This is a genomic window from Leptospira noguchii serovar Panama str. CZ214, from assembly GCF_000306255.2.
GTDB classification, from domain to species: Bacteria; Spirochaetota; Leptospiria; order Leptospirales; family Leptospiraceae; genus Leptospira; species Leptospira noguchii.
In genome coordinates, this window is sequence record NZ_AKWY02000021.1 from 101556 (window position 1) to 116495 (window position 14940).

The window sequence follows — 14940 nt, forward strand, 5'->3', positions numbered from 1 at the left end:
AAAACGAGTAACAACAAATGGACATGATAGAATTATAAATCCTGATTGTTTATACAAAACCATTTTTGAAAATAAGGAAGTTAGGTCGTCCGATCTTTTGTAAAACAGATGAGACTTTCTTCGGGAAATAACCAAAAAATAAAACTACTCGCTAGAAGAGTTTTCTTCAATCCGTTCCCAGACGATTATTTGAGAATCTATCAACCGGACGTTCGAAGAGCCACGACTATCTATTTCTTTTTTTGTATCGGGATCAGCTTTCTTTCTTTTTTAATTCCAGACGGAGCTTCTTTGTTTGGGAAAGAAAACCAAATTTTAGTATATTCCCGTTTAACTGTTTTACTTTTATCTACATTCTTCGCATTTCTGCTTATAAAATGGAGGCCTTTTTTTAGAAGAAGAATCGAAAGATACAGTATTTTGTCTTCAGGAGTAATCGTGTTTTCCATTCTCCCCTATGTTTTTTTGGATCCAGAAAGAATGGAACTCTACTTTCATTTTTATACAACTTTAGTTGTAAGTGGAAATATTCTTCTTTGGCTTACCGGAACAACCGTAGTCATTTTTAACGCACTCTTTTATTTTTCTCTGGTTGTATGTACGTCTTTAACCGGAAACAAAAACGTGTTTCAACACGATTTTGCAAACGTACTCATTTATCTTTTTACTGGAATTTTTGGAAACCTTCTGATCAATTTTTGGAGGGTAATGGACCATAGAGCCAAAAAGAAACTTCAGAAAGTTGTAAGTAAACTCAGAGATAAAAATATTCAGATCGAAAAAATTTCCAAGGTGGACGAACTCACTAGTCTTTACAACCGAAGGTATTTGATCGAACAATTTGAATTATTTCTTAAAAGAGCACAACGTTATCGTTTTTCTCTCGCGATGATCATCTTAGATATGGATTATCTAAAAGAGATCAACGATTCTTACGGACATTTAGCTGGAGATCTATCTCTTCGTACAATTTCAGACGTGATGAAACAAAGAGTCAGAGCTACAGACATCTGTTCTCGAATTGGTGGAGATGAATTTTGTATTCTTTTAGATGCGATCAAAAAAGAAGACCTGGTTCAACTCTGCGAAAAATTAAGAATGGAAGTCGCCGAAAAAGAATTATCCTATCGGACCCAAAAAGGAAGTCCGGTTAAAATTACGGTTTCCATCGGTGCTTGTATCTTTGGTCCCGGAGAAGAATTCAGTTTTGACGACATCTATCATTCCATAGATTCAGCTCTTTATGAATCTAAAAAAAAGGGAAGAAACAGAGTTTCTTTTATAGAACCGATCCGTTACTTTCCCAGAGAATATCCGGGAACTACTGCTGCTTCTTAGGCGTCGGAAGTTCATAGTGATATGTAATTTCACAATAAGCCCCGTCGTCTATGTATTTCGTGTCCACGGTTTCCATAAAAAATAGTCTGTTTTTTTGTTCCGGTTCTAGTTCTTCTAATTTGCGCGCTGCTATGGATTTTGCGGCGGTGCAGGAAGTATTCTTCATTTTGAATGTATCATTTTCTTCGATAGAAGTTGAGGAAGCTCCGCCGATCGCAATCAATTTGTATTTGTGAGCGCCTAACACCTCTACGGTGACTCCAGTATCTACATGAATATGTTCTTTGACTTGTTTTGTACAAGCTCCGAACGCTAGCAAAAACACAAGAATACTATTTAAAATTCTTATCATCTTTCCTTCCTTTATAAGTGTTTTCGAAATATTTACATATCAATTTTTTAGCAAAAATAAAAGTCGATCCAGGTTTGTATCTGACAAGTGAGATTCAAACTTTCGATTGAAACGCTAAAATGAATTCCATTTATATATTTCAACTCTAAACAAGATCTACAATCAGCTCGTTTTCGTATCGGTCATAGTTATAGAGAAGATCCCTTCGTTTAGGGACAAACCCACCTTCTTTTAAAAACTTCACCGCTTCTTTTTCGGTTTTTAGTCCGTAAGAACGCAAAACATTTTCTTCTATAACCACAGAAGATATATCATCCGCACCGCTTGTGAGAGCCAGTTGCCCGACTCCTTTTCCAAGTACCATCACCGAAGTTTCAATATGTAAAATGTTATCCAAAAAAATTCTACAAATTCCAAGAACCTTTAGATATTCCTGTGTTGAAACTGCACGTACTTTGAATCGTTTGGTTTGTGGTTGAAAGGTCCAAGGAATAAAAGATAAAAATCCTCCGGTTCTATCTTGAAGATTTCGCACAACGTTTAAATGTTCGATCACTTCTTCTTGAGTTTCTTCCGAACCGAATACTATATTTGCACTTCCTGGAAGCCCAACTTCATGACAAGTTTCCATCGCACGGACCCATTCCTCTGTGGTCGCTTTTTTAGGCGATATGATATTTCTCATTCTGTCCGTTAAAATCTCTGCTCCTGCTCCAGGAACAGAATCCAGCCCAGTTTGTTTTAAAACCTGAAGCACTTCCTTTAGCGGAAGTCCGGTAATTTTTTCTAAGTTGATAATTTCTACCGGAGAAAATGCACGAATATGCATATACGGATATTTCTTTTTTACAGTTGAAATGACACTCAGATAATAATCGAAAGGCAGATCTGGATAGACCCCTCCTTGTAAAAACATTTGATCAGCACCTTCACCGACCGCATAGTCCATCTTCTCTAAAATTTCTTCTACAGATAACACATAACCTTTACCATTTCCAATCTCATCCATAAAAGAACAAAAACTACATTCTACATTGCAGTAATTTGTATAATTCACAACCCGAAACATTGTATAACTAGCGTATTGATGAGATAGAATTTTTTCTCGGAGCGAACGCGCAGTCGCCATGATCTTAAGATGATCCCCTTCTCGATACAAAGCCAAGGCCTCTTCGGGAGAAATCCGATTTCCATCCAATGCTTTTTCCAATATACGATCTGTGGGTTGAGATGAAAAAATAGAAGCCACGTTTACTCCTTAGGATCCAGTCATCTAAAAAAGATCCAAATGGTTTCAATAATTGAATCTTTTTTCTAAAACTTTAAAAAATACAGACTTTAAATGATCACACTTCAATCTTTGGACCAATTCCGAATTTTGCACCTTCTTTTTAGGTTTCCATTTTACTTCTAACTCTATAAATGACTGAACTTTTGAATGACAAAATTTTAGTTGTAAAAGAGAATTTGTCCCAATTTTTAATCGATCCAATTCTTTCTTTGTGAAATGGATCGATTTGTTCTAATTGGCAGCTTTTACATTTTTAAGTCTTGGTAAATTTCTAAGTCTTTTTTAAAATAGAGTTGTTGAAAAATTCTATGTCCAGTTTAACAAAATTGCTTCAATTGACCGTTCCTATCAAAGATAAACTGATGGAGAATTAATTTTTTAACAACTCTAATGTATCTTTGTAAAACTTTCTTATCTTTTTATCCTAAGTAATTTTGAAAAATTACGGCTTATGACGAAGATACTATAAAAATAATACTATGGGTTTGTTAAAAAGTTAGAATGCAAAATCTACTTTAAAAAAGACGTAAATTCCCGGGCTTAACTCATCTTTCGAAAACTTCTATCTTCATAAAAATTGATCGTTTATTTTTAGTACCGTTTTCATGGTCTTTGTAATAAAACCCAAACATAATTAACGATCAACCCTATCACCGATTTCTCACCTAACGGATTCTTTTGTAGTTAAAACGGATCTTCTGAGATGGAGTTCCCAAATTAGTGAACGGATTCGTGCAAAAGTAAAAGAATAAAAAAGCATTCCACATAAAACACGCTATGATAAAGACTTTAAGAAGAGCAAGATTGAGCTCGTGATAAAGTTAAGGAAATCAATGACCTAATTATCAAAAGATTTGGAAGTCTCTTTGGAATACCTTAATCAATTGGAAGAGAAGTATCTGGCAGATGACGGTCCGTTCCAAGATGAACTTCGAGCAGAGGATATTTCATTCGAATCGAAGAGTTCAATATACAAGTGATGATTTTAGAAAAGTATTAAATACGAATGAGTTCATTCAGAGTATGAGTCGAAAAGGTAACTGCTATAACAATACATCCGGAACGCAATCCATAGAAAAGCGTTCCATTGAGTTTCATTCTTTAAAACTTTGAAAGTAGAGGACTTACGGAGAGAGATTCAATAGAACTCAAGAGGCAAGATTTTTTCTGTTTAACTCTATTGAAAGATATTATAATAGAAAGAAAAGACATTCGGCCTTAGACTTTCTCAGTCTTGCCTAGTTCAGAGAAAAAATTCTGCATAACTATGTCCGTTTTTTCGGGCAAACTTTAATTCAATCCTTTTAGAAAAAATTATTTAAAAGCCTCATCTACCGTTCTTCTTCGCTGTTATCACCAAATACAAATTCACGTTGAATCGCAAAACTAACTAGAAACAATACTGTTTCTATAAAAACTTTAGCAACAATTATATTCCATCCATAAAGAGAATGTAAATAACGAATTGCAGTAAAAGCCAATAGTCCTAACCCAAATACCAACAAAGCATATTTAACAAATTCAATAGCAATCCCTCCAGGATCTCTAAAAACAAATCGTTTGTTTACAAAAAAATTAAAGATGCCCGCAACCGTTCTTGAAAAAATGATACTTGTTAAAAGATTTGAAACCGAAAGATAAACCACTGTAAATACGCAGAAATCTATGGCAGAAGTTAACACTGAGGAAAATGCAAATCTAAAAAAAAGGAAATAAATTCTAACAGAATCAATGAGAGGGTTAAAATGAGATGATTTATTATTTTCTAGATAAAGTGTTTCAATTGACTCTTCAAAAATTCTAAGACGGTGTTCCTTAGTAGAAATCAACATATTCATTTCATACTCATACCTTTCACCAGACAAACGTAAACACGTAGAAAGAAATTTTGTAGGAATTCCACGTAGCCCAGTTTGTGTATCTGTAAGACGACGACCAATTAAAAATGTAAAAACAATACTAGTAATTTTATTACCAAGAAGACTGCGAAATGGAACATCTTTGTCAAATTTACGTGAACCAAGTATTAGCTGATCAGGGTATTTTAAAAGACTTTGCACCACTTTAATAACGTCCGATACTTTATGCTGTCCATCCGCATCCGCTGTAACAACTCCAAACATTTTGGGAAACGTAAGTATACAATAATTAATCGCGCTCTTTAATGCGCGACCTTTACCTAAATTTGTAGCATGATGCAAAATATGACATTGTTTAAACTTTGTTAGTTTCTTAAAAACAGGCTCACAAGATTCTCCGCTTCCATCATTGATCACTACTATATTTACAATACCCTGTTGAATTAGTTCATCAACCAGTTGCACTAATCGTTCATCAGGGTTATAAGCAGGAATTATGACTGGTATAGAAAATGATTTTTTGCGCATAGAATTTACTGGCAGCACCCCATAAGCGACAGAAAATGTCCTGTAGAATATTGTCAATTCATATTGATAATATTCTATTTAAGATATGTTAAATAGAATTATTTACAAAAGTTTGTTTCAAAATTCCAAAGATAAATGTTTTAATCTATTGCTTTCAATTGAACATACCCACAAAACAAGGAATTCTACGAATACAAACAATGTAATATCAGTTAATAATTTGATTATCGGTTTTAGGATTTAAATCAACTGCCTCCAGATTAATTTTACCATTTTCTTTTTTTATTATGCGAAACAGCTTATTACTTTTTAGATTTAAAGTAGGTTTGAAAATGGAAGCATATATAGACCAGAAAGATTCATCCACCGAAGCCAATAATAGAAAATCATAATTCACTAATATATTCTCACTCCAAGTTTTTGGAGGTATATCACTAGTCCAAACATCACCTTCATAATATGGACGACCAAGTGACCACCCTGAACTAGCCACACTCGTAAAATTGCGGGGTGATAATTCATACGAAATAATCCAAGGTTCAAAGCCTGTTGTATTCTGCCAAATTACATAAACTCTTTCACCTCTTTTCAGATTTGGAATCGTATTGGAAAGAATTTCCTTAATTTCCATTCTTACGGGTAACGGTTTAGGTTTAGTAAATGCGAATAAGGCAGCTTTTATAGGAGTTAAAAACAAAATGAAAATAACTAAAAGACCCTGAGCAATTTTAGGTGAATTCTTTTCTTTCTGTTCACCAGTGTTAAGCATAAATCCCCAGGTTACTACAGTCCACGCGAGAAGAAAGATTCCCATATAACGCGTAAAAGACGCAACTCTAGTTCCTTCATAAGAACCAAAAGAATATAAATACATTAGCAGAAGACCAAATGAATATATAGTATAACCTAAAAACATGGTTAAAAAACCTACAATTGCAATACGTCTCTCCTGTCGCCTGGTTTCTATTACAATGGCTGCAATACCAAAAACCATTAAAAAAAGTAAAGATTTAAGAGGAGTTAGCTTTAAAACAAATCTTCTAGAAAAGATTTGAAGTACATTTTCAGGATTTATCTGATAGGTTTGAAATGCTTTCTTAAAGGTAGAAATCGTTTCTTTATCGCGATCAGTTGCTTCTGTTAAAGAAAAACTTTTTTTTATCTGAGAAATCGAAAACGAAGTTTCAAATACCTGAGAAAAACCAGACTTTTTTACGTGCCAACCCCATATCCTAGCTGAAATTATAGGTGTAGCAAGAATTAGGATTACAAGAAAACCGAATATAAGTTTTTGCTTAAGTGACTGATTACCTAAAAAAGTATTCCTCTCTTTAAAAATCTGATCAAATACAAAAATAATCGCGACAAAAATTCCTAACATCAAACCGACTGCTTTTATAAGTGGTAAAATGAATAAAATTGGAAGCAACCTTACAATTGTTATTGGTGCCGAAGTATTAGACCGAATGCAAGATATAACGGAAGCTCCACAAAAAAATCCAAGTATATGATCTACATAAAGACTTTGTAAACTGTAACCGAATATAAAAATCGCAAGAAAAACAACATTCAAAGTCAAAATGATTCGAATCCATTGACGCCAAATCAATCCTTCTAAAATAGCTACCGCAGCTGCTAAAACTAATAAAGATTGTGCCCAATACGCGTTTCCTTCGGACCAACCTATACTTTTTGTTATCCAATATTGAAACAATGCAGTCCCAGGTGGATAACTCTTAAACATAAGAGGACTATTCACTTTGGTAAATGAATTTAAATGAAACATTTCCTTAGCTGAAAAACCCCAATGTGTAAATTCATCCCACCATTCGAACTGTGCTCCAGATAACTTAATGTAAAAAAAACATGCTAAAAGAAAAAAGATCACCGGCCCAGGCTCTAAAAGATTCGTTAACAGTTGAATCAAATTTCTGCGCGCGGCATACAGACCTAAAAACCCTAAACATATCCCAAGACCTATAAAACACCATAAAGTTGGCAGCAAAAGATCAAAAAAACCAGAAGCAAAAAGTACAATTATACCCGTTGATATAATAAACAAAGGCATACTTGCTGTGGACCATTTGCTATAACGAATTAAAAAAACTAAATAACCGTAGAAACTTAGTATGAGAAAAATAAACCCCATTTTATAACTCCAGAGCAAGATACTTCTAATTTTAAATAATGTGAATTTAGCATTTGAAAATCTGGGTAAATAAAACTTAAGCAATGATCCCGTGAACCCCAATTACTCTGATTCCTTTAGAATTTCCAGTATAATTGATGTCCGCATTTAAGTTTGTTACTCACGTTGAATAAAACTGAGAAAAAGAAATCTTTAATTCCAAACAACAAAAATTCACAGAAAATAGTATTTATAACTCAAAAACAATGTTTATTTCAACTCTACAAAATCCAATTTATGGTTTTAATTCCAACAATAGAATAAGATCAACCCTATCACCGATTTCTCACCTAACGGATTCTTTTGTAGTTAAAACGGATCTTCTACAAACAAAGGGAATGGACTATTTTTAACGAGACTGAAACTCAACAATCATAACAAGGCCCAAGCCTTACTTTGAAAATTCCTCGACAGGTAGGTTCTTTATTCCTACGCTGTAATTCATTCATCAATCCAAAAGAAAGGGTACTTGATCCATATGGCAATTTCACAAATCGCCTTTCATCTCATTTTCACAGTCTTATTCGTAATTGCGAATGTAGTTTTTGTTCGTGCGATTTTATACCGCCTTCGGTTAATTTTCAGCGCTAGAAAAGCAACCGGAACGGAAAACTTTTTAGAAAATCCGAACTGGTTTTTCCGAATCAACAGTTTTATTCAAAACGTGATTCTTCAAAAAAAGAATTTTAAAGAACCTCTTCGTGGAATCATGCACGCTTTTATCTTTTATGGTTTTGTAGTTTATACAATCCATACAACAAGTCAGATGATCGCGGGCCTGATTGGATATGGAATGGATGATCCATATAAATTTTCTCTAATCGGCTTTTTATTTGGAGAAAGTGTAGGACATACTTATGAGTCTATCGTTCAAGTCGTTTCAATTTTAGTATTGATCGGTTTAGGTTTTTTTGCTTGGAGAAGATGGATTCAAAAAGCAAAAGGGTTGGATGTTCATTCTCCAGCATCCGCAATTGTAATTGGAATGATTTCTATTCTGATGATTTCCACCCTTTTAGGAGAAGGCGCCAAATCCGTAGGAGCAGTTTATGATAGCCCAACGGAAAACGCTTCTTTCTTAGCTGCTGGAATCGGTTCCATCTGGAGATCGATGAATGTAGAATATTCTACAGCGGACATAGTTTTTCAAATCATGTGGTGGGTTCACATTCTTTCTGTGTTCTCCTTTATGCTTTATGTTCCTACCTCCAAACACGCGCACTTAATCTTTGCTCCTTTTAATTATTTTCTTCAATCGGACACTCCTAAAGGCGCCCTTTCCAAACTCAATTTAGAAGATGAAAACGTAGTCTGGGGAGTAAATCGTGTAGAAGACTTTCCTTGGCCCAATCTTTTAGACGGAATGTCTTGTATCGAATGTGGCCGTTGCCAAGTTCAATGCCCTGCCAATAGAACTGGAAAAGTTTTGAATCCAAAAGCAATCATTGCGGATCTCAAACATGCTCTTTTGGATAAAATGCCTGAGGTTGCTAAAATCAGATCAGAAGAAACAGATGCCACGGTTGCAGCCGAAAAAGTAGCAGCCTTAGATACGGGAGTAATCAATAGTTATGAAGGTCTTTCCGAGGAAGCTCTTTGGGGCTGTACTACTTGTTATGCTTGTGTAGAAGCTTGTCCCGTTGGAAACAATCAAGTCAATGCGATCATGGAAATGAGAAGACATTTGGTTCTCGCAGAATCCAAATTCCCCGTAGAACTTCAAAATGCATTCGTAAATATGGAAAATAATTCCAATCCTTGGGGCGTGGGGGCGCATACAAGAGCGGATTGGGCGGAAGGTCTAGGTGTTAAAACCATGGCAGAAGATTCCAATGTAGACGTTCTCTATTGGGTAGGATGTGCAGGCGCTTTTGATGATAGAAACAAAAATATCGCTAAGTCTTTTGTAAAAATTCTACAAAAAGCAGATGTTAAATTTGGTATTCTTGGGACTGAAGAAAATTGTTCCGGTGATTCTGCAAGAAGAGGTGGTAACGAATATCTATACCAAACTCTGGCACAAGCAAACGTGGATACAATGAACGGATACAACGTCAAAAAAGTAGTAACCGCTTGTCCCCACTGTTACAATACAATTAAAAATGAATATCCTCAATTTGGAGGAAACTTTGAAGTAGTTCATCACTCAGAGTTTATCAACCAACTTGTCAAAGAGAAAAAACTGGACGTCAAAACCGCTGAGGATGCTTCTTCTGGAAAATATACTTATCACGATTCTTGTTACATCGGTCGTTACAATGATAACTATGAAAATCCTAGAGACGTAGTCAAAAAAGTTTCCGGTGGCAAACTGGCTGAACCATCCGATCATCACACAAAAGGGCTTTGTTGCGGTGCGGGCGGGGCTCAGATGTGGATGGAAGAACAAAACAATGACAGAGTAAATATAAAGAGAACAAAACAACTTTTAGATACGGGAGCAACTACGATCGCAACCGCTTGTCCTTTCTGTGTAACTATGATTACCGACGGGGTAAAACACGAAGGAAAAATAGAAGAAGTAAAGGTAAAAGACATCGCAGAGTTAGTTGCAGATAATCTACAATAGTAAATTCTAATTTACTAAAATACTCGCCAAAATGTTTATCTATTTTTTGGCGATTCAAAAAAATCTAATCAAAAAGCTGGTTTTCATAGCCAGCTTTTTGATTTTTTGTGTTCTAACACTCGAACTTTGTAAGAGTTCCCGCATCCATTTTAATAAATCATAAATTCTCCATACAAATCCACGTCAAAAAAAAGAATCGACGACCACACAAAATAAGACCATTCAAACAAAATCGTTATCTACAAAAAATCAATATATTATAAAATTCAAATATTTTAAAAATCATAATAACTACGGCGTCAAAATTCGCAAAAAATAAAAACGGAAACTTATAAGCGACTTCGTTTTAAATTTTTAGCTCAACGCCTTAATTACGTCTACTGGGGCTTGTACAAGTTCTACGAGTACACCCTCAGAAGAATACGGAAATTCTTCGTTTCCTTTAGGATGAATAAAACATACGTCGTATCCCGCCGCACCTTTGCGAATCCCACCCGGAGTAAAACGAATTCCTTTTACGGTCAACCATTCCACTGCCTTATGAATATCATCCACCCAAAGTCCTATATGATTGAGTTTTGGCTCGTGTACTTTCGGGCTTTTATTTACATCAATCGGCTGCATAATATCTACTTCAACGGCATAGGCACCCTTACCTATTCTGAGAATATCTTCGTCTACATTCTCTTTTTCGCTTCGAAACGTTCCCGTTTTTTCAAGTCCAAGTATATCCACCCAAAACGTTTCTAATTTTTTTTTGTCTTCTCCGCCTACCGCAATCTGTTGAATTCCTAATATTTTAAAAGGTCTCATGATTTTCCTTCCAATGAATCAATCTTATCTTGTTCCAAAAAATTCCTTTCGTTCGGGTTGGCAACTTCAATCTTTAGAACGATCCGCAGCAAGTAAAACGATCATAAGATGAGTAAATGCAAAATTAATCAAACTTTCTAAAAGCCAGAATCTTTCAAAGAAATCTGCTTACTCCTCAACAGATCAATCACTTCGGTTCTTGTAAATTTAAAGTGGATCATTTTATTTTTATCTTATAGCTGAGAGTTATACCGTTCAATATCGTAATTTTAATATGACGAGTTAGATAAACCGCGTATCTTTACAACAAAAGATTTCATTTTTCTTTTATCTCAAATGCTGCAAAAAAATCACAAAGTTCTTTATGAGTGAGCTGTGTTTCTGCAAAATTGAAAGTGCCCCGGCTGAACATCTCAAGCGCTGCCTGGCGAATCAAATAAAAACAAGCGCGGGCAAGACTTCCCCCGATACTGATTCGTCTTACGCCTAAAGACTGTAAGTCGACTTTGGTGAAATTATTTTTACCGAGTCCCATAACAACATTGAGCGGGCAATCGATGGAACGAACTAAATTACCAATCGTTTCGAGATCATTGACTCCCGGAATAAAAATACAATCTGCGCCTGCTTTGCGGTACATATCGGCTCGACGAATCGTTTCGTCTAAAGCGTGAGGATGATTCGTTAGAAACGTATCAGTTCTAGCAGTTAGAGTAAATGCGAAACCGGCTGCGTTTGCTTCTTGGCGCGCAGAATGAATACGTTCGGTAGCCAACTCGGCATTCAACAATAAATGATCACTACTCAAATCCTCAATATTACAACCTACTACGCCTACCTCTATTGCCCGCCTAACGGTTTCAGCAACTTTATTCGGTTCTATTCCATATCCACTTTCCAAATCTGCGCTTACTGGAACATCAACCGAAGCTACGATATTTCTAATACATTCAAGCATAACGTCGCGATCCAGAATCTGGTGATCGGGTAAACCAGCAGCAAAAGCGATCCCCGCGCTGGTAGTTCCAATCGCCGAGAATCCGGAACCAACCAACATACGCGCACTTCCCGCATCCCAGGCATTTGGCATAATGAAAGTACCCCGCTCATGCAAATTACGGAATATCTCAGCTTTTTTACTTTGTGATATAGCCATCAGACTTTCCAGTATCCCGACTTAGTTTAACGTGAGTTCAACGTAAGAAAATCGGGGCGAATCGCTCGCAAATTTCATAGTTAAAATGGCTCACGACCCACAACGCGACCCATAGGAAAGCGTTGTGCTGAGTTCTTTTCGCTCCAATTCCTTCGGAATTTTTCAAACTCAATGCTGCTCACTATGGATCGCAGCATAATAATCGCTTTCGCATTTGTTATGCCGAACTCACGTTAGTTTAGTGATCAACAGATAATTTCATATAAATCTATTTTGACTTTGAAGTCGTAACAGTGAATTTCACCAAACAAAAGAAAATTGTCAACCGTAAGCGTTTGAACACGATGAGATTAAAATTAGAATTGTTGAAAAATGAATCTCTATCCGTTTGCGTTTCATGGAAACGATCGATTGAAGCAGTTTTGTTGATTTGAACTATGGAATTTTTCAACAACTCTATTATATTCAAACATTCTTAGACTTGCAATCAACTGAATTTACTGGTTCATTCATCTTTGTTTCGCGCCTACAACCTAACTTCTTAAGAGACTGCTACTTGCTCAAGCTACTCACTCCCTATGAGTCGTTTGATAAATTCCTATCTGAGGAAAATGATCTGAAACGGTCCAAAGTATTTCTTTCTGATCTACTTTATACCCAGTTTGTTTCAAATTAGAAGAATAAAATATATAATCGATGGTTCTATCCGGCTTTCCAATTGCAGGATCGTTTGGATAATATGTATAATATTTTTCTTTTTCAGGTCCATTCAAAATTTTGAATGGAACGGCAGAATTCCATCTGTCAAAAAGAGGTTTTATTTCTTGTTCGTCCGAATAAAAGAAAGCTCCATTAGGATGCATAGACTTTCGATCGAACCCAGGAGGAAGAAGATTAAAATCTCCCCCCAAAACCCAATAATGTCCTGCAAGATCCAGTTCTTTTAATAATCCCGTAATTGTTTCCACCTGTCTATGCATCGTGTCCGTTCCTTGCGAAAACGCATCTAGATGAGTATTCAATACCGTAAACTTATCCCCACCTTCGATCGGTAAATCGTTTTGAAGAATTGCCCTTTTTAAATTGAATTGAGTAGAAATAGGATCTGCAGGCATCAGAGGCAAAGAATGTCTAATTCCATCAGAAATTTTATATTTACTAACCGTTGCCAGTTTCATACCTACACTTCCTAAAATTTTAGGATGTGGAACAAAAGTAGATTTCCAGTAAAAGGCCTCACTTCTACAAACATAAGCGGAGTTGATCTTAGAAAGAATTCTTTCCAACTGATCTTCACGAAACGTATTCTCTGCTCCGTCGTGAAGTTCCTGAAAAAGTATCACATCCGGATCTTCCGAACGAATGTAATCGGTTATTTTTTTAAGTGTTTCTTCAATTTCTTCTCTGGAAGGTCCAGTGTCCGGCCCATCTCCCTTAGGCAGGTCATACCAAAAAATTCTTTTTTTTCCGGCGAGGTATTGTACATTCCAGACCAACACTTTGATCTTAGAATTCTCTTTTAAGATTGGGGCATTTTCATTGCATACAATTTCTGCAGACTCCGCCTGATCTGGATGATATGTGATTACATAGATCAAAATCAAAAGGCTTCCGAAAAGAATTCCTAATATCGCCGTTATTTTTTTCAACCAACCCATTGGAATCTCCTTAAGAATTTTCTAAACGGAAGATGCACATTTCAAAGAGAATACAACTAAGGAAAAGAAAAGCGGGTGTAAAGGATTTTCTTTTTGAAAGGGTAAAATTAAATTGGTTCTAAAGCCTAAAATGAAGACATTCTTTAAGATTTTATTCCTTCTTTTTTTAATACAAACACCAACTGATTCGGAAGAACTTGATCTCAAAATCCGTATCAAAAACGGTACGACCGGTAAAGAAGGTAACATAGAATCTCTTAGAGTTATTGCACTTCAACAAGGTATGATCCCCATTAAAGAAATCGGATCTTCCAATGGTTCTTTCGTTATACCAAAACTTTCCGTTCCGGATCAAACTCCAATCCTTCTTCAAGCCAAATATGCTGGTGTAAATTATAACAAGATGATCCCTCCGGTTCCCGTCCTTCGTTCCGGAATTCAGGAAATAGTAGTCTACGACAAAACCAAAGATAAATCTTTTTTAAGAACCAGATCGGCTATGCAAATTTCCAGAGGAAGAGACTTTCTGAGAGTATTTAAGATTTTTCTAATATCTAATAATACAATTCCTCCTAAAAGTTTTCAGGATGAACAAAATCCTTTTGAAATTTTTGTTCCTTCCGAAGCGACAGAAGTTGTAGGTCAATTGACCCAAGGGGATTCTAAAATGCCAATTCCTCTTTCCTTTCGAGACGGACCAAACGGAAAATTGTTAGATAGAGCAATTCTTCCAGGAAATTCTGAATTACAAATTTCTTATACGATTCCGGCAAGTAATCTTTCCACGGTTACGTTCAAAGATAGAATGCTCACTGAAAAAGAAGAAGGTTTTAGAGCCATTTTTTCAAAGCCACAGGATATGGAAATTTCCTTTATAGGTGCCTCTAAACAAGAAAGAATCCAAGAAGACGCGCCTTCCGACATGAAAGCATTTAAGGTAAGTTATCCTTCTCCTAAATTTGAAGTTTCTATTTCGGTTTCTGGCGGAGCGCCGATTCTTGACATGGAAACACAAAAAGTCAATCGAAAGATAGAAAACGGAACCTGGTCTACAGAACGTTCTCTTTTAGGTTTAGTCGCTATATTAGGATTTCTTTTTACTCTTTCTTTTATTTTTGTTTTTAGGAAGAATTAGTGTTTGTTGTAACAAGATCTTAGCAGAAATCCCCTGGTCGGAACCACAGCCAT

Annotated in this window: 10 protein-coding genes; 3 read left to right on the forward strand and 7 right to left on the reverse strand. The window is 35.8% G+C overall.

Translation table 11 applies throughout. The annotated features are described in order from the left end of the window. Positions 1-108 precede the first annotated feature (108 nt). Complete coding sequence (locus tag LEP1GSC059_RS10845) at positions 109-1338, forward strand: GGDEF domain-containing protein (RefSeq protein WP_002177813.1); 1230 nt, start codon at positions 109-111, stop codon at positions 1336-1338. Here LEP1GSC059_RS10845 and LEP1GSC059_RS10850 read toward each other — a convergent pair. The 4 genes from LEP1GSC059_RS10850 to LEP1GSC059_RS10870 all read right to left on the reverse strand — a co-directional run bounded on the left by LEP1GSC059_RS10850 (position 1322) and on the right by LEP1GSC059_RS10870 (position 7517). Continuing rightward, positions 1322-1690, reverse strand: a complete 369-nt coding sequence (locus tag LEP1GSC059_RS10850; protein WP_002178022.1) for an LIC11299 family lipoprotein — start codon at positions 1688-1690, stop codon at positions 1322-1324. The genes LEP1GSC059_RS10845 and LEP1GSC059_RS10850 overlap by 17 nt on opposite strands. Positions 1691-1835: 145 nt before the next feature. Beyond that, positions 1836-2939: a cyclic dehypoxanthinyl futalosine synthase gene (gene mqnC / locus LEP1GSC059_RS10855; protein ID WP_017215707.1), complete on the reverse strand. Its 1104-nt coding sequence runs from the start codon at positions 2937-2939 to the stop codon at positions 1836-1838. Between the two features lie 1373 nt (positions 2940-4312). Next, positions 4313-5368 (reverse strand): bifunctional glycosyltransferase family 2/GtrA family protein, encoded by a 1056-nt coding sequence (locus LEP1GSC059_RS10865; protein WP_036057446.1) that lies wholly within the window; start codon positions 5366-5368, stop codon positions 4313-4315. A 208-nt stretch (positions 5369-5576) separates the two neighbouring features. Beyond that, a complete protein-coding gene (locus LEP1GSC059_RS10870) occupies positions 5577-7517 on the reverse strand; it encodes a hypothetical protein (protein WP_017215710.1) in 1941 nt (646 codons plus the stop codon). A gap of 517 nt (positions 7518-8034) precedes the next feature. Between LEP1GSC059_RS10870 and LEP1GSC059_RS10875 the strand changes: the two genes are divergently transcribed. Continuing rightward, positions 8035-10125, forward strand: a complete 2091-nt coding sequence (locus LEP1GSC059_RS10875; RefSeq protein WP_002180262.1) for a heterodisulfide reductase-related iron-sulfur binding cluster — start codon at positions 8035-8037, stop codon at positions 10123-10125. 354 nt (positions 10126-10479) lie between these two features. Here LEP1GSC059_RS10875 and LEP1GSC059_RS10880 read toward each other — a convergent pair whose 3' ends face one another. From LEP1GSC059_RS10880 to LEP1GSC059_RS10890, 3 genes are all read right to left on the reverse strand, one after another. Continuing rightward, the gene (locus tag LEP1GSC059_RS10880) at positions 10480-10938 is read right to left on the reverse strand and encodes a VOC family protein (protein ID WP_002180270.1); all 459 of its coding nucleotides are present in this window, start codon (positions 10936-10938) and stop codon (positions 10480-10482) included. A gap of 316 nt (positions 10939-11254) precedes the next feature. Next, complete coding sequence (locus tag LEP1GSC059_RS10885; RefSeq protein ID WP_081099857.1) at positions 11255-12094, reverse strand: isocitrate lyase/PEP mutase family protein; 840 nt, start codon at positions 12092-12094, stop codon at positions 11255-11257. Positions 12095-12663: 569 nt separating this feature from the next. Then, entirely contained in the window at positions 12664-13752 is a 1089-nt protein-coding gene (locus LEP1GSC059_RS10890; protein ID WP_002180260.1) for an endonuclease/exonuclease/phosphatase family protein, read from the reverse strand. 130 nt (positions 13753-13882) lie between these two features. On the opposite strand from LEP1GSC059_RS10890, the gene LEP1GSC059_RS10895 reads away from it, so the two are divergent. After that, positions 13883-14887, forward strand: a complete 1005-nt coding sequence (locus LEP1GSC059_RS10895; protein ID WP_017215714.1) for a hypothetical protein — start codon at positions 13883-13885, stop codon at positions 14885-14887. Positions 14888-14940 lie beyond the last annotated feature (53 nt).

Bases quoted from the DNA above. Each gene is read 5' to 3' on its own strand.
- LEP1GSC059_RS10845 (WP_002177813.1), top strand. From the start codon at position 109: ATGAGACTTTCTTCGGGAAATAACCAAAAAATAAAACTACTCGCTAGA.
- LEP1GSC059_RS10850 (WP_002178022.1), bottom strand. From the start codon at position 1,690: ATGATAAGAATTTTAAATAGTATTCTTGTGTTTTTGCTAGCGTTCGGA.
- LEP1GSC059_RS10865 (WP_036057446.1), bottom strand. From the start codon at position 5,368: ATGCGCAAAAAATCATTTTCTATACCAGTCATAATTCCTGCTTATAAC.
- LEP1GSC059_RS10870 (WP_017215710.1), bottom strand. From the start codon at position 7,517: ATGGGGTTTATTTTTCTCATACTAAGTTTCTACGGTTATTTAGTTTTT.
- LEP1GSC059_RS10875 (WP_002180262.1), top strand. From the start codon at position 8,035: ATGGCAATTTCACAAATCGCCTTTCATCTCATTTTCACAGTCTTATTC.
- LEP1GSC059_RS10880 (WP_002180270.1), bottom strand. From the start codon at position 10,938: ATGAGACCTTTTAAAATATTAGGAATTCAACAGATTGCGGTAGGCGGA.
- LEP1GSC059_RS10885 (WP_081099857.1), bottom strand. From the start codon at position 12,094: ATGGCTATATCACAAAGTAAAAAAGCTGAGATATTCCGTAATTTGCAT.
- LEP1GSC059_RS10890 (WP_002180260.1), bottom strand. From the start codon at position 13,752: ATGGGTTGGTTGAAAAAAATAACGGCGATATTAGGAATTCTTTTCGGA.
- LEP1GSC059_RS10895 (WP_017215714.1), top strand. From the start codon at position 13,883: ATGAAGACATTCTTTAAGATTTTATTCCTTCTTTTTTTAATACAAACA.